This is a genomic window from Aeromonas sp. AE23HZ002T15 (assembly GCF_054165525.2).
On the sequence record NZ_CM201342.1, the window covers coordinates 2,566,860 to 2,590,000 of the forward strand.

At 62.7% G+C, this 23,141-nt stretch carries 19 protein-coding genes (1 of these 19 only partly in view); 14 read left to right on the top strand and 5 right to left on the bottom strand.

The window, feature by feature from the left end:
- Nucleotides 1-14: 14 nt before the first annotated feature.
- The 5 genes from atpA to glmU all read left to right on the top strand — a co-directional run bounded on the left by atpA (nt 15) and on the right by glmU (nt 5,789).
- Nucleotides 15-1,556 (top strand): F0F1 ATP synthase subunit alpha, encoded by a 1,542-nt coding sequence (gene atpA / locus ACT5M9_RS11970; protein ID WP_438549144.1) that lies wholly within the window; start codon nt 15-17, stop codon nt 1,554-1,556.
- Between the two features lie 42 nt (nt 1,557-1,598).
- Nucleotides 1,599-2,465 carry a F0F1 ATP synthase subunit gamma gene (gene atpG, locus ACT5M9_RS11975; protein ID WP_438549145.1) on the top strand — a complete coding sequence of 289 codons (867 nt, stop codon included), beginning with the start codon at nt 1,599-1,601 and terminating at the stop codon, nt 2,463-2,465.
- Nucleotides 2,466-2,498: 33 nt separating this feature from the next.
- Nucleotides 2,499-3,887 (top strand): F0F1 ATP synthase subunit beta, encoded by a 1,389-nt coding sequence (gene atpD / locus ACT5M9_RS11980; protein ID WP_349920423.1) that lies wholly within the window; start codon nt 2,499-2,501, stop codon nt 3,885-3,887.
- A gap of 18 nt (nt 3,888-3,905) precedes the next feature.
- Nucleotides 3,906-4,334, top strand: coding sequence for a F0F1 ATP synthase subunit epsilon (locus ACT5M9_RS11985; protein ID WP_010672259.1), 429 nt, complete (start codon nt 3,906-3,908; stop codon nt 4,332-4,334).
- Nucleotides 4,335-4,427: 93 nt separating this feature from the next.
- Nucleotides 4,428-5,789 carry a bifunctional UDP-N-acetylglucosamine diphosphorylase/glucosamine-1-phosphate N-acetyltransferase GlmU gene (gene glmU / locus ACT5M9_RS11990; RefSeq protein WP_457982789.1) on the top strand — a complete coding sequence of 454 codons (1,362 nt, stop codon included), beginning with the start codon at nt 4,428-4,430 and terminating at the stop codon, nt 5,787-5,789.
- 50 nt (nt 5,790-5,839) lie between these two features.
- On the opposite strand, the gene creD is transcribed toward glmU, so the two are convergent.
- The 4 genes from creD to blrA form a co-directional block, all read right to left on the bottom strand.
- The gene (gene creD, locus ACT5M9_RS11995; protein ID WP_457982788.1) at nt 5,840-7,177 is read right to left on the bottom strand and encodes a cell envelope integrity protein CreD; all 1,338 of its coding nucleotides are present in this window, start codon (nt 7,175-7,177) and stop codon (nt 5,840-5,842) included.
- Between the two features lie 122 nt (nt 7,178-7,299).
- Entirely contained in the window at nt 7,300-8,094 is a 795-nt protein-coding gene (gene blaOXA / locus ACT5M9_RS12000; RefSeq protein WP_457982787.1) for a class D beta-lactamase, read from the bottom strand.
- Between the two features lie 115 nt (nt 8,095-8,209).
- A complete protein-coding gene (blrB, locus tag ACT5M9_RS12005; RefSeq protein WP_457982786.1) occupies nt 8,210-9,631 on the bottom strand; it encodes a beta-lactam sensor histidine kinase BlrB in 1,422 nt (473 codons plus the stop codon).
- A 34-nt stretch (nt 9,632-9,665) separates the two neighbouring features.
- The gene (gene blrA / locus ACT5M9_RS12010; RefSeq protein WP_457982785.1) at nt 9,666-10,340 is read right to left on the bottom strand and encodes a beta-lactam response regulator transcription factor BlrA; all 675 of its coding nucleotides are present in this window, start codon (nt 10,338-10,340) and stop codon (nt 9,666-9,668) included.
- Between the two features lie 121 nt (nt 10,341-10,461).
- Between blrA and ACT5M9_RS12015 the strand changes: the two genes are divergently transcribed.
- From ACT5M9_RS12015 to ACT5M9_RS12030, 4 genes are all read left to right on the top strand, one after another.
- Nucleotides 10,462-11,235 carry a DeoR/GlpR family DNA-binding transcription regulator gene (locus tag ACT5M9_RS12015; protein WP_457982784.1) on the top strand — a complete coding sequence of 258 codons (774 nt, stop codon included), beginning with the start codon at nt 10,462-10,464 and terminating at the stop codon, nt 11,233-11,235.
- 66 nt (nt 11,236-11,301) lie between these two features.
- The gene (gene glmS / locus ACT5M9_RS12020; protein WP_457982783.1) at nt 11,302-13,134 is read left to right on the top strand and encodes a glutamine--fructose-6-phosphate transaminase (isomerizing); all 1,833 of its coding nucleotides are present in this window, start codon (nt 11,302-11,304) and stop codon (nt 13,132-13,134) included.
- 203 nt (nt 13,135-13,337) lie between these two features.
- The gene (locus tag ACT5M9_RS12025) at nt 13,338-14,489 is read left to right on the top strand and encodes a response regulator (RefSeq protein WP_457982782.1); all 1,152 of its coding nucleotides are present in this window, start codon (nt 13,338-13,340) and stop codon (nt 14,487-14,489) included.
- A 12-nt stretch (nt 14,490-14,501) separates the two neighbouring features.
- The gene (locus tag ACT5M9_RS12030; protein ID WP_457982781.1) at nt 14,502-18,923 is read left to right on the top strand and encodes a response regulator; all 4,422 of its coding nucleotides are present in this window, start codon (nt 14,502-14,504) and stop codon (nt 18,921-18,923) included.
- Nucleotides 18,924-18,992: 69 nt separating this feature from the next.
- Here ACT5M9_RS12030 and ACT5M9_RS12035 read toward each other — a convergent pair whose 3' ends face one another.
- Nucleotides 18,993-19,769, bottom strand: coding sequence for a helix-turn-helix transcriptional regulator (locus tag ACT5M9_RS12035; protein WP_349920412.1), 777 nt, complete (start codon nt 19,767-19,769; stop codon nt 18,993-18,995).
- A gap of 212 nt (nt 19,770-19,981) precedes the next feature.
- Here ACT5M9_RS12035 and ACT5M9_RS12040 point away from each other — a divergent pair, with 212 nt between their 5' ends.
- The 5 genes in view from ACT5M9_RS12040 to ACT5M9_RS12060 are tightly spaced (each overlapping or abutting the next) and all read left to right on the top strand, a layout consistent with a single transcriptional unit that may run on beyond the window.
- Entirely contained in the window at nt 19,982-20,743 is a 762-nt protein-coding gene (locus ACT5M9_RS12040; protein WP_438549155.1) for a DUF3450 domain-containing protein, read from the top strand.
- Nucleotides 20,740-22,041 carry a MotA/TolQ/ExbB proton channel family protein gene (locus tag ACT5M9_RS12045; protein WP_457982779.1) on the top strand — a complete coding sequence of 434 codons (1,302 nt, stop codon included), beginning with the start codon at nt 20,740-20,742 and terminating at the stop codon, nt 22,039-22,041. Before ACT5M9_RS12040 ends, ACT5M9_RS12045 begins: the two co-directional genes overlap by 4 nt.
- Nucleotides 22,038-22,568, top strand: coding sequence for a MotA/TolQ/ExbB proton channel family protein (locus tag ACT5M9_RS12050; RefSeq protein WP_457982778.1), 531 nt, complete (start codon nt 22,038-22,040; stop codon nt 22,566-22,568). Before ACT5M9_RS12045 ends, ACT5M9_RS12050 begins: the two co-directional genes overlap by 4 nt.
- Nucleotides 22,565-22,966, top strand: a complete 402-nt coding sequence (locus ACT5M9_RS12055) for an ExbD/TolR family protein (protein ID WP_349920408.1) — start codon at nt 22,565-22,567, stop codon at nt 22,964-22,966. Before ACT5M9_RS12050 ends, ACT5M9_RS12055 begins: the two co-directional genes overlap by 4 nt.
- On the top strand, nt 22,963-23,141 hold the start of the coding sequence (locus tag ACT5M9_RS12060; RefSeq protein ID WP_457982776.1) for a TonB family protein. Its footprint extends 484 nt past the window's final position; the window shows 179 of its 663 coding nt (coding positions 1-179); its start codon is at nt 22,963-22,965; its stop codon lies off the right edge, out of view. The genes ACT5M9_RS12055 and ACT5M9_RS12060 overlap by 4 nt, the downstream gene beginning before the upstream one ends.

Consider the following 23,141-nt stretch of genomic DNA (forward strand, 5'->3'; position numbering starts at 1 on the left):
TGGGGTATTAGAGCATGCAACTGAATTCCACTGAAATCGCCGAGCTGATCAAGCAGCGCATTGCGCAGTTTGATGTCAAGAGCGAAGCGCGTAACGAAGGTACCATCGTCTCCGTGAGTGACGGTATCATTCGTATCCACGGCCTGGCCGATGCCATGCAGGGTGAGATGATCGAGCTGCCGGGCAACCGCTACGCTCTGGCATTGAACCTGGAGCGTGACTCCGTTGGTGCCGTAGTAATGGGTCCCTATGCCAACCTGGCTGAAGGGATGAAAGTCAAAGGGACTGGCCGCATTCTGGAAGTGCCGGTCGGTCGTGGTCTGTTGGGCCGGGTGGTCAACACCCTGGGTCAGCCGATCGACGGTAAGGGTCCGGTCGAGAACGACGGCTACTCGCCGATCGAAGTCATCGCTCCGGGCGTTATCGAGCGTAAGTCTGTTGACCAGCCAGTCCAGACCGGTCTGAAAGCCATCGATGCCATGATCCCCATCGGTCGTGGCCAGCGTGAGCTGATCATCGGTGACCGTCAGGTTGGTAAGACCGCCATCGCGATCGACACCATCATCAACCAGAAAGACTCCGGCATTAAGTGTGTCTACGTTGCGATCGGCCAGAAGGCCTCCACCATCGCCAACGTGGTCCGCAAGCTGGAAGAGCACGGCGCCCTGGCCAACACCGTCGTGGTGGTTGCCTCTGCCTCCGAAGCTGCCGCCCTGCAGTATCTGGCTCCTTACGCCGGCTGCTCCATGGGTGAGTACTTCCGTGACCGCGGCGAAGACGCACTGATCATCTATGATGACCTGTCCAAGCAGGCCGTTGCCTATCGCCAGATCTCCCTGCTGCTGCGCCGTCCGCCAGGACGTGAAGCTTACCCGGGCGACGTCTTCTATCTGCACTCCCGTCTGCTGGAGCGTGCCGCTCGCGTCAACGCCGAGTACGTAGAGAAGTTCACCAAGGGCGAAGTGAAAGGCCAGACCGGTTCTCTGACCGCCCTGCCGATCATCGAAACCCAGGCCGGCGACGTGTCCGCGTTCGTTCCGACCAACGTGATCTCCATCACCGACGGCCAGATCTTCCTGACCTCCCAGCTGTTCAACTCCGGTATTCGTCCGGCGGTTGACCCGGGTATCTCCGTATCCCGTGTGGGTGGTGCTGCTCAGACCAAGATCGTGAAGAAACTGTCCGGTGGTATCCGTACCGCACTGGCTCAGTATCGTGAGCTGGCGGCCTTCGCCCAGTTCTCTTCCGACTTGGACGATGCGACCCGCAAGCAGCTGGATCACGGTCAGAAAGTGACCGAGCTGATGAAGCAGAAGCAGTACTCTCCGATGAGCGTGGCTCACCAGTCTCTGGTGCTGTTCGCCGCCGAGAAGGGTTATCTCGCCGATGTCGAACTGAGCAAAATCGTCGACTTCGAAGCCGCTCTGCTCTCTTACGCCAATACCCAGCATGCCGAGCTGATGGCTGAAATCAATGCCAAGGCCGACTACAACGACGCGATCGTTGGCAAGCTGACTGCGTTGCTGGATAGCTTCAAGGCAACCCAGACCTGGTAAGCGTGTGTGGCAGCGCAAGCTGCCACCTGATGGAGAGAAGAGATGGCCGGCGCAAAAGAGATACGTAACAAGATCGGGAGTGTGAAGAACACTCAGAAGATCACCAGCGCTATGGAAATGGTGGCAGCCAGCAAGATGCGCCGTGCGCAGGAACGCATGTCTGCCAGCCGTCCGTACGCTGAAACCATGCGCAAGGTGATCGGCCATATCGCTCAGGGGAACTTGGAATACAAGCACCCCTACCTCATCGAACGTGAGGTCAAGCGAGTGGGTTACATCGTCGTCTCCACCGACCGTGGCCTGTGTGGCGGTTTGAACATCAACCTGTTCAAGGCTGCCCTCAACGATATGAAGCAATGGAGCGCGAAAGGTGCCCAGGTCGACCTGGCACTGATCGGTAACAAGGCCTCCAACTTCTTTGAGCGGCACGGCGCCAAGGTGAAAGCCCATGTCTCCGGACTGGGTGACAACCCGAGCGTCAATGACCTGATTGGTTCAGTCAAGGTCATGCTGAAGGCTTACGACAACGGTGAGATTGACAGGCTGTACCTGGTGTACAACAAGTTCGTCAACACCATGGTTCAGCAACCAAAAGTCGATCAACTGCTGCCTTTGCCCGTAACTGAAGACAGCAAACTGAACAAGAAGAACCACTGGGATTACCTCTATGAGCCGGATCCCAAGCAACTGCTGGATGCCCTGCTGATTCGCTACGTCGAGTCCCAGGTGTACCAGGGTGTGGTAGAAAACTTGGCCAGTGAACAGGCAGCCCGAATGGTTGCCATGCAAGCCGCGACTGACAACGCCGGTAACCTGATTAACGATCTGCAACTGGTGTACAACAAGGCCCGTCAGGCCAGTATTACCCAGGAATTGACAGAGATCGTGTCCGGTGCTGCTGCGGTGTAAGGCAAGGGTTATCAAAGGTTTAGAGGATTTGACATGAGTAACGGTTTCATCGTCCAAATCATCGGCGCTGTAGTGGACATCGAGTTCCCGCAAGACGCCGTGCCCCAGGTGTACGATGCACTGAAAGTCATCAGCGAAGGCCAAGGCCAGGGTCTGGTACTGGAAGTTCAGCAACAGATCGGCGGCGGCGTCGTTCGTTGCATCACCATGGGTTCCTCCGACGGTCTGCGTCGTGGGTTGGAAGTAGTTAACAGCGGCAAGGCCATCCAGGTACCGGTCGGTACCTCGACCCTGGGTCGTATCATGAACGTACTGGGCGACCCCATCGATGAGAAGGGTCCGATCGGCGAAGAAGAGCGTTGGTCCATCCACCGCGAAGCTCCCAGCTACGAAGATCAGTCCAACAGCACCGAGCTGCTGGAGACCGGCATCAAGGTTATCGACCTGGTATGTCCGTTCGCCAAGGGTGGTAAGGTCGGTCTGTTCGGTGGTGCCGGTGTAGGCAAGACCGTCAACATGATGGAACTGATCCGTAACATCGCGATCGAGCACAGCGGTTACTCCGTGTTCGCCGGTGTGGGCGAGCGTACCCGTGAGGGTAACGACTTCTACCACGAGATGATGGAGTCCAACGTACTGGACAAAGTATCTCTGGTTTACGGTCAGATGAACGAGCCGCCCGGAAACCGTCTGCGCGTGGCGCTGACCGGCCTGACCATGGCCGAGAAGTTCCGTGACGAGGGTCGTGACGTGCTGTTCTTCGTGGACAACATCTACCGTTACACCCTGGCCGGTACCGAAGTATCCGCACTGCTGGGCCGTATGCCCTCCGCAGTAGGCTACCAGCCGACCCTGGCCGAGGAGATGGGTGTTCTGCAGGAACGTATCACCTCCACCCGGACCGGTTCCATCACCTCCGTACAGGCCGTTTACGTCCCTGCGGATGACTTGACCGACCCGTCTCCGGCGACCACCTTCGCCCACCTGGATGCGACCGTCGTACTGTCCCGTCAGATCGCGGCTCTGGGTATCTACCCGGCCGTTGACCCGCTGGACTCCACCTCCCGTCAGCTGGATCCGCTGGTGGTAGGCAAGGAGCACTACGAGACCGCTCGTGGTGTCCAGACCGTACTGCAGCGCTACAAGGAGCTGAAGGACATCATCGCCATCCTGGGTATGGATGAACTGTCAGAAGAAGACAAACTGACCGTAGCCCGTGCCCGTAAGATCGAGCGTTTCCTGTCCCAGCCGTTCTTCGTGGCCGAAGTATTTACCGGTTCTTCCGGCAAATACGTGCCGCTGAAAGAGACCATCCGTGGTTTCCAGGGCATCCTGAAAGGCGAGTACGACGATCTGCCCGAGCAGGCGTTCTACATGGTTGGTAGCATCGACGAAGTCGTCGAGAAATCCAAGAAACTGTAAGCCTCGATAGGAGGGCCCATGGCTGAGATGATCTCCTTTCACCTGGATGTGGTGAGCGCCGAAGGGAAACTGTTTTCCGGTCGGGTGCAATCTGCTCAGGTATCAGGCTCCGAAGGTGAGCTGGGTCTCCGCCACGGTCATGCTCCGCTGCTGACTGCCATCAAGCCGGGCCTGGTCCGCTTGATCAAGCAAAATGGTAGCGAAGAGGTGCTGTACATCTCCGGCGGCATGCTGGAAGTACAACCCGAAGCCGTGACCGTGCTGGCCGATACCGCCATTCGTGCCGACGACCTGGATGAGGCGAAAGCCCAGGAAGCCAAGCGTCGTGCCGAAGAGCGGATCAACAGCTCCCATGGTGATATCGACTACGCTCAGGCATCTGCCGAGCTGGCGAAAGCGATGGCCCAATTGCGGGTCATCGATATCGTCAAAAAGAATTACCGCTAAGGGCGGTAATGCAAAAAGCGACCTTCGGGTCGCTTTTTTTTTACCCGTTGGATAGACTCCGCCCAGCATTTCCTCATGTTTCAAAGGCTGGCTATGTCTCTCAACGTCGTGATCCTGGCTGCGGGTAAAGGTACTCGTATGCGTTCTGTTCTCCCCAAGGTTCTGCACCCCGTCGCCAACAAGCCCATGGTCTCCCATGTCATCGAGACCGCGCGCCAGATCGGTGCCGAGCAATTGCACCTGGTCTACGGCCACGGTGCCGAGCTGCTCAAGGAGCGGATCGCCGCGCCGGACCTGAACTGGGTGCTGCAGGCGCAGCAGCTGGGGACCGGCCACGCCGTCGCCCAGGCCATCCCGTTCTGGCAGGATGAAGACGACGTGCTGGTGCTGTATGGCGATACCCCGCTGATCCAGCCAGAGACCCTGCAACGGCTGCTGGCCGCCAAGGCCGCCGACGGCATGGCCCTGCTGACCGTGGTGCTGGACAACCCCACCGGCTATGGCCGCATAGTGCGGGCGAACGGCCAGGTGGTCGGCATCGTCGAGCAGAAGGATGCGAACCCCGAGCAGCTCGCCATCCGCGAGGTGAACACTGGCGTGCTGGTGGCTAAGGGCGCCCAGCTGCGCGGCTGGTTGTCCCGTCTGGACAACAAGAACGCCCAGGGGGAGTTCTACCTCACCGATGTGATCGCCATGGCTCACGGTGATGGCTGCCCCATCGCCGCCGTCCACCCGGACAGCGCCATGGAGGTGGAAGGGGCCAACAACCGGGTGCAGCTGGCCCAGCTCGAGCGCAGCTACCAGCAGATGCAGGCCGAGAAGCTGATGATCGCCGGCGCCACCCTGATCGACCCCGCGCGCTTCGACCTGCGCGGTGAGCTCGAGATCGGGGAAGAGGTGGTGATCGACGTCAACGTCATCATCGAGGGCAAGGTGAAACTCGGCAACCATGTGCGCATCGGTGCCGGCAGCGTGCTCAAGGATTGCGAGATCGGCGATCACTCCGAGGTGAAGCCCTACTCCGTCATCGAAGGGGCACTGATCGCCGCTCAGTGCTCCGTCGGCCCCTTCACCCGCCTGCGCCCCGGCGCCGTGCTGGAACAGGATGCCCACGTCGGCAACTTCGTCGAGATGAAGAAGGCGCGGCTCGGGGTCGGTTCCAAGTGTGGTCATCTGACCTATCTGGGGGATGCCGAGGTCGGTGCCAAGGTGAACATAGGTGCCGGCACCATCACCTGCAATTATGACGGGGTAAACAAGTTCCAGACCATCATCGAGGATGACGTCTTCGTCGGCTCCGACACCCAGCTGGTGGCGCCGGTGCGCATCGGCAAGGGGGCGACTCTGGGGGCTGGCTCCACCATCACCAAGGATGTGGCCGAGAACGAGCTGGTCATCACCCGGGTGCCCCAGCGTCACATCAAGAACTGGGCCCGCCCGGTGAAGAAGAAGTGATACCCGATCAATGAAATAGAAGCGGCGCCCGAGGGCGCCGTTTTTATTTGTCAGGGTTGCGGGGCTCGCTCCGTCAACTGGTACCAGTCCAGCTTGCGGGTCAGCAGCATGATCAGGGCCAGCACGGCAAACAGCAGCAGGGCCCCCAGCAGCAGGGCTATCTCTTCCGCCTGCAACAGTCCGAACAATATGCTGTAGACCAGGCCCAGCAAGGCCGCGAAACCCAGCCCCTGCCTGGTCCCCCCCAGTACATGGCTGAGGTAGAAGCCGTTGAGGGCCACGCTGGCGAGGCTGGCGGCCAGATAGGCCAAGCCGAAACCGATGTGCTCGGTCAGCGCCAGCAGCACCAGATAGAAGACGACCAGCCCCATGCCCACCAGGGCGTACTGGATCGGGTGTACCCTCAGCCCCTTGAGCAGCTCGAACATGAAGAAGCTGAGGAAGGTGAGACCGATAAACAGCAGGGCATACTTGGCGGCCCGCTCGTTCAGCTGATAGTGATCCACCGGTTGCACCAGGCTGACGTTGAAACTCGGCAGCTTGCCCCCGGTTCCCCCCATCAGGCGATTGAAGCGGCTCTCCATGTCGGTGGCGAACCAGCTGGTCTGCCAGCTGGCCTCGAACCCCTGCTCGCCCAGGGTACGCTTGCCCGGCAGGAAGTCGCCGATGAAGTTGGGGTGAGGCCAGTTGCCGCTCAGGCTGAACTTGCTGTCCTGTCCGAGGGGCACCACCTCCAGCGCGTTCATTCCCTGCAGATCCAGCTCGATGTGGAAGCGACCGTTTTCGGTGGGCAAGGTGGCGAGCGGTGCATGAATACCGGCCATTCCGTCCCCCAGCAGGGCGCCGGGGGCGAAGGGGATGCGCGCCTCCCCCAGTTGCAGTTCGGGGACGCTGTTGATGCCGCGGGCATCGGACAGCACCAGGCTGAGGTAGGGGTTGCCAGGGGTCATGTTGGAGCCGGCCTCCTCGGTCATCCCCTGGCCGCCACCGATCAGCGCTTTGCCGTCGAGCGCGGTAGGCAGCGTGCCGGTGAGGGAGAGCCGGGTCTGATACACCTGGGCCTGATAGATGCCGAGCTTGCGCGGTGTCACCTCCATGCTGGCCCGCACCTCCAGCTGCTCCGGCAGCAGATAACGATAGACCTGCTCGGTGCGCACGAAACGCTTGCCATCCTGCTCGATGGTGACGGTCCGGGTATAAGGTTGCACCAGTACGGGGCCGATGAGCCGCTGCGGACCACTGCTGCTGGCCATGATGCTGTGGATGGCCTGGCTGCGATAGGCCTGGCGCTCCCGGTTCAGCTCCATGATGGAGTGCACCGGTATCATCAGCAGCAGGCAGAGCAACAGCAGCATGACGACCTTGTGGGTGAGTATTTGTTTGACCATGACGCCTCTCCTTGTTGATGAGGGGCATGGTGATCGACCCGGGTGAAGGGGGAATGAGGCTCTGTGAAGTCAGGGTGAAGGGGGATAAAAAAACCGGCGCAGGGCGCCGGTTCTTGTTGGCATTACCGCTTCTTCAACTCGGCCGGCAGGGCGGCAAATACCTCGTCTCTGGCCCTGAGGGAGGCAAACTGCTTGCCGGGCTTCTGGATCACGGTGTGGACGAAGATGAGCTTCTTGTCCTGCTTGCTGGCCCAGCCGACGAACCAGCCGATCTGCTGATCCCGATTGAGGCTGCCATCCAGCAACTTGGGATAACCCATGCCGGTCTTGCCGTTGATCTGCCAACCATCTATATCCGGCTGGCGCGTGATGGTGCCGGTGCGCGCCAGGGTCTGGGCCGAGACCGGCAGCTTGCCGCTCACCAGCTTGCCGAGGAAGCGGGCCTGCTCTTCCGGGCTGATGGCGAGGCTGGAGCTGAGCCAGGCCTGGGTCAGTCCGTCGTGCTTGCCCGGGTTGCCGGAGAGATCCCGGTTGCCGTAGTCGAAGGCATCCACATAGCGCTGCAGCCGCGCCATGCCCAGCCACTCGGTGAGGCGTTGGGAGTACCAGATGACGGAGTACTTCATCCAGCTGCTCGGGGTGGTGGTCTGCCGCCACTCCGGCAAGAAGTCGGCGTCGCCGGGTTTGAACGGCAGGGCCGGCAACTGCTCATCCACCAGGAAGCCGCTGTCATAGCCCATCAGCGCCAGCGGGATCTTGAAGGTGGAGGCAGGGGGAAGCTGACTGGCACAGTCCCCCTCTTTGCTGATGACCTTGCCGCTGCCATCGGCAAACAGCATGCAACCCGAGGTGGCGCTGGCGGGCAGGGCGAAGAAGAGGCCGGTGGCAAACAGGCCGGACAACAACAGGCGGGACATGAAATCTCCTTGATGAACAAGAGCGCCCTCATGGCGGCTCCGAGGGAGGCAGCTTAGCCTCCCTCTGTGTGTTCAATGTGAAGTTGGCGGGAGCAAGTATGAGTCTTTCACCGGCTCAGGCGAGCGGCAGCCACAACTCGGCCAGCACCCCGCCCTCAGGCTGGTTGCCCAGGGTCAACCTGCCGCCGTGCTGGCGCGCCACCTCGCGGGCGAAGCTGAGGCCGAGGCCGCTGCTCTTGCCCTTGTCCGGCCTCGGCAAGGAGTAGAAGCGCTCGAAGATCCGTGACAGGGCGTAGTCCGGTATGCCGGGCCCATGGTCCCTCACCCGGAAGCAGTAACCCCCCTCCTCCAGCTGCCCGGTCAGCGACACCTCTGCGCCCGCTGGGGAGAAGTCGAGGGCGTTGTCCAGCAGGTTGCCGAGGGCCTGCTCCACCAGCAGGGGATCCCATTTCTGCTTCTGGGCCTCGGCCAGGTCAGCCTGCAACCTGAGCTGGCGGCGCCCGGAAACGACCTGACGGGCATCAAGCACCCGCTTGCCCAGAGTGGCTGGGGCGCTGGCTTGCCGGTCCAGCCCTTGCCCGGACTCCAGCCTGGCCAGCTGGAGCATGCGCTCGATCAGCTGCTGCATGCGGGCCGTCTCCAGGTTGATGTTGCCGATGAAGCGTCTCGCCACCTCGGGGGGCGGTGCCTCCGTCAGTATCTCCCCCGCCCCGCGTATGGCGGCGAGGGGACTCTTGAGCTCATGGGTCAGGCTGTGGACATAGGCCTCGATATAGGACTTGCCGTCCAGCTGGCGGCGCATGGTTTCGAGGGATCGGCCGAGCCGGTCCAGCTCGGGGCTGTAGAGTCGCGGCAGGCTGGTGGGTTTCCCCTGGCTGACCGCATCGGCGTAGTGCACCAGCTTGCCGATGGCGCGGGTGAGCCACCACACCAGCAGGGCGCCGATCAGCAGGGAGATGATCAGCAGCACGGCCGCCCCCTGCAACAGCTGGTGTTCGCTGCGTTCTATCATGGGCAGCAGGGTGCGGTTGGGCTTGGCGACGGTGAGGGAACCCAGGATCTCGCCCCCCTCGCGCAGGGGAGCGGCCACGTGCATCACCGAGCTGGCGGGATCGTCCGGGTCGCTGCGGGTGCTGCGGGCGCCGTACTCACCGCGCAGGGTGCGGTAGACGTCGTTCCAGCGGGAATAATCCTTGCCGAGATCCTGGCCGCTGGAGTCATAGACCACCAGCCCCTTGGCATCCACCACGTAGATGCGGTACTCCGCCTGTTGCTTGAGGTGGCCGTCGATCAGGGCGTTGAGGGGGGTCTGGTTGAGGCGGGCGAAGGCGCTGGCGAGCCGGCCATCCGCCATCTTCCCTTCCTGCAGATCGTCCAGCGCCAGCGGTGCCAGCAGCTGGGCCATGTCCACCAGGGTGTCCTCGGTGGCGCTGCGGACCCCGGGCTTGATCTCCTCGACGAAGATCTCCAGCACGAACCAGGCGGCCAGGGCGAAGATCAGCACCAGGCCGCACAGCAGTTGCAGTCCGATCCTCATGCTGCACCCCGATGGGTGCTCGGCAGCCGCCTGTTCATGCCAGCTCCAGGCTGTAGCCCAGCCCGCGATGGGTCAGGATCAGGCTGGTGGCCGGATCCCGCTCACGCAGCTTGGCGCGCAGGGTCTTGATATGGGTATCCACGGTGCGATCCAGGCTCTCTTCCGCCCCGCACCACACCAGATCCATCAGCTGCTGGCGGGAGTAGACCCGCCCCGGCGCCTGCATCAGGGTCTTGAGCAGCAGGTATTCGTAGCGGGTGAGGGCCAGCGGTTGGCCGTGGAAGCAGATGCGGGCCCGCTCCTCATCCAGCACCAGCAACAGGCTGGGTTGGGGAACAACCGGCTGGCTGCGGCGCAGGATCACCCGTACCCGGGCACACACCTCCCGTGGGGAGAAGGGTTTGGCCACGTAGTCGTCGGCACCAATCTCCAGTCCGATCAGGCGATCTATCTCCTCGCTGCGGGCGGTGAGGAACATCAGGGGGCGATCGCAACGGGTGCGTACCTGCTTGCACAGCTCGAAGCCGCTGATGTCAGGCAGGCCCACATCCAGGATCAGGAAGTCAGGTTGCGTCTGTTCCAGTCGCGCCAGCATGGGTTGTCCCAGGGGGAACCACTCCACCTCGAAACCGTCGGTTTGCAGGGCGTAGATCAGGGTGTCGGCGATGCTGGCCTCATCTTCCACCAGCCAGATGACTCGTTTTTGCATGGCGTCCTCTCGCAAATCAGCCCCCCATTCTGGCATCGATGCACATCGGATCCTATTTGCCGTTTGATTTTTCCAAAAAAGTCGCTAACATTTCGACATTCTTTCGAATCGAAACTTTTAGATGAACAAACGCAACACCCAACAGCGTCGCCACACCATAGTCACCCTGGTTCAAGAGCAGGGTGAAGTGAGCGTCGATGCCCTCGCCAAACACTTCGCCACCTCCGAGGTGACCATTCGCAAGGATCTGGCTGTGCTGGAAACCGGCGGTCTGCTGCTGCGTCGCTACGGGGGGGCCATCCCCCTGCCGAGCGAGATGGTGGTGACGGATAACCCGGAGCAAGTTTCGAAACGAAAGATGGCCATCGCCCGTGCCGCCGCCGAACGGATCCGCGATCACAATCGCGTCATCATCGACAGCGGCAGCACCACCAGCGCCATGATCCCCCTGCTCGGCAACAAGCGCGGCCTCATCGTCATGACGAACTCCCTCAACGTGGCGGGCGCCCTGCGGGAGCTGGAGAACGAACCCACTCTGCTGATGACGGGCGGCACCTGGGATCCCCACTCCGAGTCCTTCCAGGGTCAGGTGGCGGAGCAGGTGCTGAGATCCTACGACTTCGACCAGCTGTTCATCGGTGCCGACGGCATCGATCTGGCGCGGGGCACCACCACCTTCAACGAGCTGGTGGGCCTCTCCCGGGTGATGGCCGAGGTCTCCCGCGAGGTCATCGTCATGGTCGAGTCCGAGAAGATCGGCCGCCGCATCCCCAATCTGGAACTGCCGTGGGGCAGCGTCCACACCCTGGTGACCGACGAGGGGCTGGCCCCCGAGGCCAGGGAACAGCTTCAAGCCCAGGGGATCCAGCTGGTCTGTGCCCCTGTTGTCAGTTGATATGACTGTCTAAACCGAATATCCAACTATCCAAAGCATCAAGATTAACGTCTCAAGGAGAATCCTATGTGTGGCATCGTCGGGGCCGTGGCCCAACGTGATGTGGCTGAAATTCTGGTAGAGGGTCTGCGCCGTCTGGAGTACCGCGGCTATGACTCCGCCGGTGTGGCCGTATTCAGCGCCAATCAGCCCCTGCAGCGGGTGCGCCGCCTCGGCAAGGTAGCCGAGCTGGCCAAGGCGCTGGATGAGCAGTCCGTCCACGGCGGCACCGGTATCGCCCACACCCGCTGGGCCACCCACGGCGAGCCGTCCGAGCGCAACGCTCACCCCCATGTCTCCGAGCATATCGTGGTGGTGCACAACGGCATCATCGAGAACCACGAGGAGCTGCGCAGCCGGCTGCAGGGCATGGGCTACGAGTTCAGCTCGGACACAGACACCGAGGTGATCGCCCACCTGGTGCACCACGAGCTGAAATCCGCCCCCAGCCTGCTGGCGGCCATGCAAGTCGCGGTGAAGCAGCTGCGCGGCGCCTACGGCACTGTGGTGATGGACAGCCGCGACGACAGCCGTCTGGTGGTGGCCCGCTCCGGCTCCCCCCTGGTGATCGGCCGCGGCATCGGCGAGAACTTCATCGCCTCCGATCAGATGGCCCTGCTGCCGGTGACCCGTCGCTTCATCTTCCTGGAAGAGGGTGACGTGGCCGAGGTGACCCGTCGCGACGTCCATGTCTTCGATACCGACGGCAACACCGTGGTGCGCGAGGAGCTGGAATCCGAGCTCTCCCACGACGCCGGTGACAAGGGGGAGTACCGCCACTACATGCTGAAAGAGATCTACGAGCAGCCCAAGGCCATCACCAATACCCTGGAAGGGCGTCTTGGCAACGATCACGTGATCGTCGAGTCGTTCGGCAACGGTGCCCGCGCCATCTTCGACAAGGTGGAGCACGTACAGATCGTGGCCTGCGGCACCTCCTACAACTCCGGCATGGTGGCGCGCTACTGGTTCGAGGAGATCGCCGGTGTCTCCTGCGACGTGGAGATCGCCTCCGAGTTCCGCTACCGCAAGTCCGTGGTGCGCCCCAACAGCCTGCTGGTAACCCTGTCCCAGAGCGGCGAGACCGCCGACACCCTGGCCGCCCTGCGCCTGGCCAAGGAGTCCGGCTACATGAGCTCCCTCGCCATCTGCAACGTGCCGGGCTCCTCCCTGGTGCGTGAATCGGACCTGGCCTTCATGACCCGTGCCGGTGCCGAGATCGGCGTCGCCTCCACCAAGGCGTTCACCACCCAGCTGGCCGGCCTGCTGATGCTGGTGGCCTCCGTCGGCCACTGCCGCGGTCACCTGAGCGCCACCGCCGAGGCGGAGCTGGTGAAGGCGCTGCAGGCCCTGCCCCTGCGCATCAAGGAGAGCCTGGCCCTGGCCAAGCAGATCGAGACCCTGGCGGAGGAGTTTGCCGACAAGCACCACAGCCTGTTCCTCGGCCGCGGCAGCCAGTACCCCATCGCCATGGAAGGGGCGCTCAAGCTCAAGGAGATCTCCTATATCCATGCCGAGGCCTATGCCGCCGGTGAGTTGAAACACGGCCCGCTGGCGCTGATCGATGCCGAGATGCCCATCATAGTGGTGGCGCCGAACAACGATCTGCTGGAGAAGCTGAAGTCCAACGTGGAAGAGGTGCGTGCCCGTGGCGGCATCCTGTACGTGTTCGCCGATGCGGATGCCGGCTTCAAGAGCGACGAGACCATGAGGGTGATGAGCCTGAACCACGTGGAAGAGATGATCGCCCCCATCGTCTACACGGTGCCGTTGCAGCTGCTCTCCTATCACGTGGCCCTCATCAAGGGCACGGACGTGGACCAGCCGCGCAACCTGGCCAAATCCGTTACCGTGGAGTAATAGACCGCATCTCGTGGCTGGATAAGCACTTTATCCCGTCACTATCCGCGGGTTCCTAAGACCGGCGCGCCACAACCCGTGGTGCGCCGGTTTTTTGTTATTCAAGTGACTGAAAGCAGGCGGATTATTTCGAAGCTAAGCTTCCTCTAGACCGGGTGGCACAGATGGGTGACCACTCAATACAGGGCTGGAGAGCGCATCCCATGAATCACCCCCAAGCAACCCATTCCTCTACCACAGTGCTGGTGGTGGACGATACCCCGGACAACCTGATGCTGATGGCCGATCTGCTCAGGGACACGTACAGGGTCAAGCTCGCCAATAACGGCGAGAAGGCCCTGCGCATCCTGGCGGGGGATCCCCTGCCGGATCTGATCCTGCTGGACATCATGATGCCCGGCCTGTCCGGATTGCAGGTGGCGGAGCAACTGCAGCAGGATGTCCGCACCCGCCACATCCCCATCATCTTCCTCACCTCCATGGCGGCCGTGGAGAGCGAGCTCCAGGGGCTGGCGCTCGGCGCCGTCGACTACATCACCAAGCCCATCAGCCCGCCCCGGGTGCTGGCGCGGGTCGAGAATCAGCTGAAGGTCAAGGCGGCCGCCGATTTCCTGCGGGATCAGAACGGCTTCCTCGAGCAGGAGGTGCAGCGCCGCACTCGCGAGGTGATGGCGATCCAGGACGTGACCATACAGGCCATGGCCTCCCTGGCGGAGACTCGGGACAACGAGACCGGCAACCATATCCGCCGTACCCAGCACTACGTCAAACTGCTCGCCGAGCTGCTGCAGGACCACCCCCGTTTCCGTCACTTCCTCAGTGACGACACCATCCACCTGTTGTTCAAGTCGGCCCCCCTGCACGACATCGGCAAGGTCGGCATCCCGGACCATATCCTGCTCAAACCCGGCCGCCTCACCAAGGAGGAGTTTGAAGTCATGATGACCCACACCACGCTCGGGCGGGATGCCATCCAGCGGGCCGAGGATCAGCTCGGGTTCCCGGTGGATTTTCTGCGGCTGGCCAAGGAGATCGCCTACAGCCATCAGGAGAAGTGGGACGGCAGCGGTTATCCGGAGGGGCTGGCCGGGGATGCCATCCCCATCAGTGCCCGGCTGATGGCGGTGGCCGATGTCTATGATGCGCTGATCAGCCGCCGGGTCTACAAGGCGGGCATGCCCCACGAGGAGGCGGTGGACATCATCCGCCAGGGCGGGGGTTGGCACTTCGATCCGGATGTCTGCGCGGCCTTCCTGTCCGCCACCGAGCAGTTCAAGGCCATCGCCGATCGCTTCAGCGACAGCGAGCAGGACATGGCCGAGCTGCAGGCCGCCAGGCATCATCCTACCCCCTGACAAGGAGCCCCTATGAGAGTGCTGGTTCTGCTTGAGCGGCTCGCGCTGCGGCACAAGCTGATATTGGGGTTCGCCGTGCTGCTGGCGCTGGCCTTGGCCCTCGGCATCCAGAGCCTGCGCACTCAGAACAAGTTGACTCGGGATCTGGACAACCTCTATAGCAAGGACCTGGTAGGAGCCATCCACTTGCAGGAGGCGCGGGTGCAGCTACCCCATATCCAGCAGGCCCTGCGCAAGGCCGTCGGTTCCAACGATCCGGACGTGCGGCTCGAGGCCTTCAAGCAGTTGCAAGATGCCCAGAAGAGGCTGTATGAGGAGCTGGCCCTGGCCAAGCCGACCCTGTGGCGCACCGAGAGCCTGGTCAATTCGTCGGACCTCGACATGCAGCTGGAGCGCCACCAACAGCTCAGCGACAAGGCGCTGCAACTGGCCGCCCAGGGCCATCAGGAGCAGGCGCAGGCACTGCTCAACGGCGATGAGTTTGAACGGCTGGACGCCCGCGCCGATGCCATGCTGGAGCACATCGCCGAGGTCAAGCAGTCCGCGCTGCGGGATCTGGTCATCCAGATCACGGGGTTTGCCAAGCAGAGCAGCCTGCTCACCTATTCGTTGCTGCTGGGGGGCCTGGGGCTGTCGCTGATTCTGGTCTGGCTGGTCAGCAAGTCGATCCGCAATCCCCTCGAGCGGGTGCGCAAGGCGGTGGACCTGCTGGCCGCCGGGCAACTGGATCACCCCATTCCCCACGCCGACATGCACAACGAGACCGGCGATCTGGCGCGGGCCATCGCCACCCTGCAGCTGGAGGCGCGTCAGCTGGAGCTGCAGCGCAGGGTCAAGGCCCAGGTCTCCCTGCTGCAGGTGGACTTGCAACTGGCCGAGACGCCGCCAGAGTTGGCTCAGGTCTTCTTCGCCCGCATGGCGCCCCAGCTCGGCGTCTGCCAGGGGGCGCTCTACAGCCTCCATCAGGGGTCGGCCAGCCTGCATCTGGTGGGAGGTTACGCGAGCGATCCCAAGCACCCCCTGGCCGAAGAGGTGGCTCTGGGGGAAGGGCTGCTGGGCCAGTGTGCCCTCGATCGTCAGCCACGCCAGCTGACCGCGGTGCCGGAGTCCTTCTGGTATGTGCGCACCCAGCTCGGCGCCGGGCCAGCCAGCCAGCTGCAGGTGCTGCCTGTGATGCGGGGGGAGCGGCTGCTCGGGGTGCTGGAGCTGGCCGGCTTCCAGCCTCCCGGCGAGACGGAGACATTGTTGCTGCAGGAGGTGTTGCCCAGGCTGGCGGGGGCCATGGCCATCATGGAGCGCAGCGAGGCCGCCCTGGCCCTGCTGAAGGAGACCCGCCGCCAGGCCGACGAGATGGGTACCCAGACCCTGCAACTGGAGCATCAGGCCAGGGCGCTCGAGGCCCAGCAGGGCGCCCTGCGCGCCACCGAGGCCTGGTATCGCGGCATCATAGAGGCGGCGCCGGACGGCATGCTGGTCATAGGTGCGGACGGCCTCATCCTGCTGACCAACCCCCAGCTGGACAAGTTGTTCGGCTACGCCGCCGGCGAGCTGATCGGCCAGTCCATCGAATGCCTGGTGCCAAAGAGCGGCCGCGATCAGCATGTGGCGCTGCGCAACGACTTCATCGCCCACGGCAGCACGCGCCAGATGGGGGCCGCCATCGAGGATCTGCAGGGGGTACGCAAGGATGGCAGCCAGTTCTCCGTGGAGATAGGGCTCTCCCGGTTGCCGACCCTGGTGGATCGCGGCATCTGCGTCTGCGCCTCGGTGCGGGACGTGAGCGAGCGCAGGGCCATGGGGGCCAGGCTGCGCACCGCCAGCGAGCGCCTGACCCTGGTGCAGGAGGCGGGGGGCATAGGCTTGTTCGACATCGATCTCGTGACCGGTCGCAACTACTGGACGCCGCAACTGGAGAAGATGTTCGGGTTGGAGCCTGACGGCTTTGGCGGCAGCCAGGCGCACTGGAAGGCCTTGCTGCACCCCGAGGATGCGGACTCAGCCACCCAGATCTTCGAACGGGCCATCGAGGAGGGGGCGGACAGGATAGAACTCGATTTTCGCATCGTGCGTCGGGGGGACGAGGCCGTGCGCACCTTCAAGGCGCTCTGTCGCTTCACCCGCACCCCGGAGGGCGTGCCACTGCGGGCCACCGGGGTCAACATCGATGTGACGGCGCTGACCGAGGCGCGGGCGGTGGCGGAGGAGGCGACCCAGGCCAAGAGCGCCTTCCTCGCCAACATGAGCCACGAGATCCGCACCCCCATGAACGCCATCATCGGCATGAGCCACTTGGCCCTGCACACCCAGCTGGATCGTCGCCAGCGCAACTACATCGAGAAGGTGCACCGCTCGGCGGAGAACCTGCTCGGCATCATCAACGACATCCTCGACTTCTCGAAGATTGAGGCGGGCAAGATGGAGCTGGAGATCATCCCCTTCCACCTGGAGGACGTGCTGGACAACTTCGCCAACATGATAGGCCTGCGGGCCGAGGAGAAGGGACTGGAGCTGCTGTTCGACACGGCGCTGGAGCTGCCCACCGCCCTGGTGGGTGACCCGCTGCGACTCGGGCAGATCCTCATCAACCTCGGCAACAATGCGGCCAAGTTCACCGAGCGGGGGGAGATAGTGGTGGGGGCCGAGGTGCTCAGGGATGAGGGCGCTCAGCTGGAGCTGCATTTCTGGGTGCGCGATAGCGGGATCGGCATGAGCCAGGAGCAGTGTGAGCGGATTTTCCAGTCGTTCAGCCAGGCCGACAGCTCGACCACCCGCAAATACGGTGGCACAGGGCTGGGGTTGTCCATTTCCAAGCGGCTGGTGGAACTCATGGGGGGGCGTATCTGGGTGGAGAGCGTGGAGGGAGAAGGTTCCAGCTTCCACTTCTGCGCCCTGCTGGGGCGCCAGAGCGAGCAGCAGCCGAGGCGCATGTTCACTCGGGATGAGCTGATAGGAGTGCGGGCCCTGGTGGTGGACGACAACGCCAGCGCTCGCGAGATCCTCTACGGCATGGCCAGCAGCTTTGGCATAGAGGTGGACGTGGCCGACAGCGGTCGCACCGCGCTGGCGATGCTGGTGGAGGCCGAGGCCAAGTCGCTGCCCTATGATCTGGTGCTGATGGACTGGCGCATGCCGGGCATGGACGGGGTGGAGACGGTGCGCCAGATGCGTGCGGCCAATCTGGCACAGACGCCGTCTGTGATCATGGTGACCGCCTTCGGTCGCGAGGAGGTGCACGAGCAGGCCGAAACCCGGGGAGTGCTTCTGTCTGCGGTGCTGACCAAGCCGGTGACCCCTTCCACCCTGCTGGAGGCGCTAGGCAGCGTGCTCGGCAAGGTGCCGCTCATGGACAGCCGGGCGACCGAGCGCAGCGAACAGACCGCCAGTGCCAGCGCCAGCCTGCGTGGGGCCCGCTTGCTGCTGGTGGAGGACAACGAATTGAACCGGGAGCTGGCCTATGAGCTGCTGCAGGAGGCGGGCATCTCCCTCAGCCTCGCGGTCAATGGCCAGGAGGCGCTGGATCTGCTGGCACGGGATGCCGATTTCGATGGGGTCCTGATGGATTGCCAGATGCCGGTGATGGACGGTTACACCGCCACCCGTCAGATCCGCCTGCAACCACGCCTTGCCAGCCTGCCGGTGATCGCCATGACGGCCAACACCATGACAGGTGATAGGGAGCGGGCGCTGGCCGCTGGCATGAACGATCAGATAGCCAAGCCCCTGGATGTCGCCAGCATGTTTTCAATCCTGGCCAGGTGGATCAAGCCGGGAAACCGCCGACCCGCCACGGCCGGGCCGACGGTGGCGGCTCCCGCTCCCGGCCTGCCCACGGAGATGGAGGGCATAGACCTGGCCGCCGGGCTGGCGACCTGTCGGGGGCGGGCCGATCTCTATCGGCGCCTGCTGCGCAAGTTCCTCTCGGCCCATCAGGATTTTGCCGGGCAGTTTGCCGCAGCTCTTGCCAATCCCGATCCGGAGGCGGCGACCCGGCTCGCACACAGCCTGAAGGGGACGGCTGGCAACATAGGTGCGATCGAGATCGCGAGGGCGGCGGCCGAGCTGGAGCAAGGCTGCCGGGCCCGCCTCGGCAATGATGCGCTGCAGGGGGCGCTGGCCAGGGTGGAGTTCGCCCTGACGCCTGTGCTCAAATCCCTCGGCGATGAAGTGGGAAGGGAGCCGGCGACGGCGACTGCGCCTACCGCATTGATTGCGGAGAGCGCATTGCAGCCACGGCTGCTGAGGCTGGCCCATCTGCTGGCCGAGAGTGACAGCGAGGCGGTTGAGGCGCTGGCGGCGCTGAGATCCCTTGCCCTTGAACCCGCCCTGGTAGGGCTCCTTCAGCAGGTTGCGCTCAAGGTCGAACGCTACGACTTCGATGCGGCACTGGCGCTGCTGGAGAGCAGAGACGAAGGGGAAAGGGGGAGTGCAGGGTAGTTGCCGTGAAGCTGTAGCTCCGGAAATAAAAAGAGCCGCATTCTGCGGCTCTTTTCATCTGGCCATGGCTCATGAGAGCCGCAGGTTGGTGATGGTCACATCGCTCAGGGAGGGCACTATGATGCCGCTTGAGATGCTCTTGGCGATCGCCTGGTTCCGGTTCTTGGAATCCGTCTTGTTGGTGACCTGATTGAGGTGGAAGTTAACGGTACGCTCGCTGATGCCGAGGATGGTCGCTATCTCCCAGGAGGTCTTGCCCTCGCTGGCCCAGAACAGACACTCCTTCTCCCTGTCCGACAGCTCGGTCAGGTACTTCATCAGATCCGGCCTGTTCTTGATGAGCTCCAGTGCGGAGTTGAAGATGTAGCTGGCACAGAACGACAGCAAGGGAACGTTTTCAAACATCAGGTCCGAGCTGGATTTTTCCTTGCTGATGAAGGAGAGGATGCCGTGCTCCCCCTGCGGGGTGTGCAGCGGGAAGGAGACCCCGTTTCTGACCCCGAAATCGGCGGCCAGATTCATCACCTCCCGGCTGGCGCTGGGCAGCCAGGGAGAGTCGCAGTCGAGTTTGTTCCAGAAGATGGGCTGGGTCTGTTTCAGTCCGAGGAAGACCACAGGATCCTGAGTCAGGTAGCGCCGCTCCGAGTAGGCGTCAAACCAGCTGGTGGGGCAGTTGTTAAACAGGGCGACATGGGATTTCTGCATGCTGATGGGAAAAATAATCAGCAAACGGAAGTAATCAAACCCCATCTGATGGCTGAAGCGTTCGAGTTGCTGCTGGATCTCGCTCGTTTTCTTGGCCTTGGTGAATCGATCTATGTGTTCCCAGATCGCATCGTTGAACATGTCAGTCTCCTTTTTCGATCATTTATCATCCTGATCGAAAAGACATTTTTTAGTTATTTAATGTGGTGTTGTTACGACCAACGCCAGTAACTCCCGTGCTTGTCTAAAAAGTATCCTGTTTTTTTGGCTGGAGGCCAAGAAAATCATCTGATTGCCACTGGGACGACTCTTTGAGACAATGAGAATAGTTATCATTGTTAAGATTATGTACCATGAAAAAGCTCTGGGGTCTGGCCTTGTTGCCACTGGCTGCCCATTTCGTCGCCAACGCAGACGATCTGGTTGCGCCTGCACTGAAAAACAGCATAGCTGATGGGAAATCTTCCCAACAACGAGTCGAAAAAGCAGCCGATGCGGCCGTGTCTGCCAGGGCGGAGCTGCAGAGCGCACAGCTGCAACTGCGGGATCTGGAAGCCTACAACCGCTACATGCAGTCTCTGGTGGCCGATCAGCAAAATGAGCTGGGCAAGCTGACCAGCCAGCTGGAAGCGGTGGAACAGACCCGTCAGGGCTTGATCCCGCTGATGCTGCAGATGCAGGCCGATCTGGAGCAACTGGTACAGGACGACATTCCCCTGCGTAAAGACGATCGTCTGGCGCGAGTCGAACAACTCAAGGTGACCCTGGCCCGTGCCGATGTGAGCGAGGCCGAGAAGTTCCGCCAACTGCTTCAGGCCTATCAGATCGAAGCCGAATACGGTAGCCGGATGGATGCTTATCCCGCCCAGCTGATGCTGGATGGTGCCGAGCGCCGGGTCGATGTGCTGGCCCTTGGCCGGGTTTCCCTGCTGGCCATGACGGCCGATCGCAGCCAGGCCTGGCGCTGGTCTGCCGAAGCCAGGCAGTGGCAATCTCTCGACAGCCAGTGGCTCTCCCCCATCGCCGATGCGCTGGACATGGCGGCCGACAAGAAAGTCCCGCAACTGTTGCACGTGCCCCTGTCCGTTGCCCGTAGCCAGGAGGCCCAATCATGAGATCAACCATGAAGTGGTTCCCCCTTCTCATCACCCTCTCCCTCGGTTCTCCACTGGCCAACGCCGAAGACTGGCAGGCGCAGGAGCAGGCCCGTGAGCAGACCGCCAAGCAGGATCTGGCGTCCGTCTCCAGCGAATTGAACAGTGCCCGTGCCAAGCTGGCTGCCGCCCAGAGCCTGAGCAAGCAGCTGGCCAGCCAGTTTGCGGATAACGAGAAGCAGCTGGTGGAGCTCAATGCCCAGTGGGAGCAAGCTTCCGGCGACATGAACGAGATCTTCGCGGTGACCCGCCAGGGGGCGAGCGATGCGGCCAAGCTGCTGGCCGAGTCCTCGGTACAGGGGCAATACCCGGATCGTCTGGCCGCGCTGCAAGCCATGGCCCAGGACAAGCAGGTACCGGATCGCGCCGCCCTCGCCCTGTTGCCCGCCACCCTGTTGCAAGAGATCCGCGAGTCGGCTCGTGTCACCCAGTTCACCGGCAAGGTGCTCGATGCCCAGGGAGCGGCCAGCGAGCAGCCCCTGACCCGGGTCGGCAGCTTTGCCCTGTTCGGCGGTGCCGGTTACCTGCAAGTGAGCGCCGAGGGCATCACCCCTGTACTGGGGCTGCCCGGCGCCGTGCAATCCGAGCTGGCCGCCTATCAGGGCAAGGAAGGGGAAGCCCTGCCGCTGGATCCCTCCCACGGCGTGCTGCTCGACATGCTGGCTCAGGCCCCCACCTTCTGGCAGCAGGTGCAGCAGGGGGGTCAGGTTGGTGCCATCATAGTGCTGCTGGCCGTCATCGGCCTCGGCATTGCCGGCGTGCGGCTCTGGACCCTGTCCCGGGAGCTGAGCCGGGTGCGCCGTCAGCTCAAGAGTGGCGAATATCACGCCGACAACGCCCTCGGCCGAGTACTGACGGTGGCGGATCAACATCCCGAGCTGAGCATGGAGACCCTCGAACTGAGGCTGGATGAGGCCATCCTGCAGGAGACGCCACGACTCGAGCGCGGCATCGGCATGGTCAAGGTCATCGCGGCCATCGCCCCCATGCTGGGCCTGCTCGGCACTGTGACCGGCATGATCGGCACCTTCCAGGCCATCACCCAGTTCGGTACCGGCGATCCCAAGATCATGGCGGGCGGCATCTCCATGGCACTGGTGACCACAGTGCAAGGCCTGGTGGCTGCCATTCCGCTGATCCTGGCCCACAGCCTGCTGCAGTCCCGTTTCACCGAGCTCTCCAACGTCCTGGAGCAACAGGTCGCCGGCATCCTGGCCGAGCGGGCCGAGAGCAACGGGGACTTGGAGCGGGTGGCATGATCATCGACATCTGGCAACAGTTGCAGAGCTTCATGGGCCGTGGCGGCCCTGTGCTCTGGGTCATTCTGGCCCTGCTGGTGCTGATGTGGATCCTGATGATCGAGCGGGTGCTCTACCTCAATCTGGGGTTTGGTGCCTTGCAGCGGCAACTGTTCAGTCGCTGGCAGGCCCGCGCCGAACACCACAGCTGGCATGCCAGGGCCATTCGTGGTCGTTGGCTGGCCGAGGCGGAGCTCGAGCTCAACCGCCATCTGATCTTCATCCGCACCCTAGTAGTGCTCTGCCCCATGATGGGTCTGCTCGGCACAGTGACCGGCATGATAGGCGTATTCGATGCGTTGGCCGCCGCCAACCGTTTTAACCCGGAGAGCATGGCGGGCGGTATCTCCCGTGCCACCATACCCACCATGGCAGGCATGGTGGTGGCGCTGTCCGGCGTGTTGTTACTCAGCCGGCTCGAGAGTCAGGCCAAGCGTGCGTTGGCCAGGACTCGTGACGGTTTGCGAGAAGAGAAGGTAATGCAATGAGACGGCAATCCAAACGCCAGCGCGATGAAGTGCAGATCGATATGACCCCCATGCTGGACATAGTGTTCATCATGCTGATCTTCTTCATCGTGACTACCTCCTTCGTGCGCGAGGCCGGGCTCGAGGTCCACAGACCCCAGGCCAGCCAGGCCAAGGCCCAGAAGTCTTCCAGCATCATGCTGGCCATCGGTGCCCAGGGGCAGATCTTCCTCGACCGTAAACAGGTGGATGTGGAGCGGGTGCAGGCCAGCCTGTCCCGCATGCTGACGGAGCAACCCGACGCCAGCCTGGTGATCCAGGCGGACGAACGGGTGCCCCATGGCCGCGTAGTGCGGGTGATGGATGAGGCCAAGGCCGCCGGGATCGCCAACATCGCCGTGGCGGTGGCGCCGAAATGAAATTCAAGCTGATGAGCCTGGGACTGGGGTTGCTCCTCAGCCTGGGGATACTGCTGTTCATGGCCACCCTGGTGGAACCCCCCAAGAAGGAGAAATCCTCGGCCGAGCAGAGAGCCATCGTCATCAACATGCAGACCGAGGTGAACGAGGTGCAGGTCCGTGAACGCCCGGTTCC

Excerpts from the sequence above, each read along its gene's own strand:
- ACT5M9_RS12055 (WP_349920408.1), top strand. The coding sequence starts at position 22,565 with ATGAGACGGCAATCCAAACGCCAGCGCGATGAAGTGCAGATCGATATG.
- atpG (WP_438549145.1), top strand. The coding sequence starts at position 1,599 with ATGGCCGGCGCAAAAGAGATACGTAACAAGATCGGGAGTGTGAAGAAC.
- blaOXA (WP_457982787.1), bottom strand. The coding sequence starts at position 8,094 with ATGTCCCGCCTGTTGTTGTCCGGCCTGTTTGCCACCGGCCTCTTCTTC.
- creD (WP_457982788.1), bottom strand. The coding sequence starts at position 7,177 with ATGGTCAAACAAATACTCACCCACAAGGTCGTCATGCTGCTGTTGCTC.
- ACT5M9_RS12025 (WP_457982782.1), top strand. The coding sequence starts at position 13,338 with ATGAATCACCCCCAAGCAACCCATTCCTCTACCACAGTGCTGGTGGTG.
- ACT5M9_RS12030 (WP_457982781.1), top strand. The coding sequence starts at position 14,502 with ATGAGAGTGCTGGTTCTGCTTGAGCGGCTCGCGCTGCGGCACAAGCTG.
- ACT5M9_RS12035 (WP_349920412.1), bottom strand. The coding sequence starts at position 19,769 with ATGTTCAACGATGCGATCTGGGAACACATAGATCGATTCACCAAGGCC.
- glmS (WP_457982783.1), top strand. The coding sequence starts at position 11,302 with ATGTGTGGCATCGTCGGGGCCGTGGCCCAACGTGATGTGGCTGAAATT.
- atpA (WP_438549144.1), top strand. The coding sequence starts at position 15 with ATGCAACTGAATTCCACTGAAATCGCCGAGCTGATCAAGCAGCGCATT.
- ACT5M9_RS11985 (WP_010672259.1), top strand. The coding sequence starts at position 3,906 with ATGGCTGAGATGATCTCCTTTCACCTGGATGTGGTGAGCGCCGAAGGG.
- glmU (WP_457982789.1), top strand. The coding sequence starts at position 4,428 with ATGTCTCTCAACGTCGTGATCCTGGCTGCGGGTAAAGGTACTCGTATG.
- ACT5M9_RS12045 (WP_457982779.1), top strand. The coding sequence starts at position 20,740 with ATGAGATCAACCATGAAGTGGTTCCCCCTTCTCATCACCCTCTCCCTC.
- atpD (WP_349920423.1), top strand. The coding sequence starts at position 2,499 with ATGAGTAACGGTTTCATCGTCCAAATCATCGGCGCTGTAGTGGACATC.
- ACT5M9_RS12040 (WP_438549155.1), top strand. The coding sequence starts at position 19,982 with ATGAAAAAGCTCTGGGGTCTGGCCTTGTTGCCACTGGCTGCCCATTTC.
- blrA (WP_457982785.1), bottom strand. The coding sequence starts at position 10,340 with ATGCAAAAACGAGTCATCTGGCTGGTGGAAGATGAGGCCAGCATCGCC.
- ACT5M9_RS12015 (WP_457982784.1), top strand. The coding sequence starts at position 10,462 with ATGAACAAACGCAACACCCAACAGCGTCGCCACACCATAGTCACCCTG.
- ACT5M9_RS12050 (WP_457982778.1), top strand. The coding sequence starts at position 22,038 with ATGATCATCGACATCTGGCAACAGTTGCAGAGCTTCATGGGCCGTGGC.
- blrB (WP_457982786.1), bottom strand. The coding sequence starts at position 9,631 with ATGAGGATCGGACTGCAACTGCTGTGCGGCCTGGTGCTGATCTTCGCC.